Raw genomic sequence first — 284 nt, 5'->3', positions numbered from 1 at the left:
GAGGCAAATGGTGAAGAGGCATTACAAGATCAACGAGGTCGAAAGAAAGAGGAATATGAATTAACAGTGGAAGAAAAATTTAAACTAGAAATGAAACGTTTAAAACGAGAAAATGAACGATTACGTGCTGAAAATGCTTTTTTAAAAAAGTTAGAGGAACTCGAAAGGAGGCGTCGTTAACAAGTATTCGTCTACAAAATAAATATAGAGCGATTCAAGATTTACATGCGAACGAAAATCTGTCAGTCATCCTTTTATGTGAAATTGCCGGTGTATCTCGTGCT

Annotated in this window: 1 pseudogene; it reads left to right on the top strand. The window is 35.6% G+C overall.

The features are described from left to right. Positions 1–180, top strand: a pseudogene (locus KFD70_RS29405) (hypothetical protein); the annotation flags it as partial. Positions 181–284 lie beyond the last annotated feature (104 nt).

Source organism: Bacillus pfraonensis, from assembly GCF_050768835.1.
In the GTDB taxonomy this organism is placed as follows: Bacteria; Bacillota; Bacilli; order Bacillales; family Bacillaceae_G; genus Bacillus_A; species Bacillus_A pfraonensis.
Note: the sequence above shows the minus strand (reverse complement) of the source record. Positions and strands in the feature narration are given on the sequence as shown.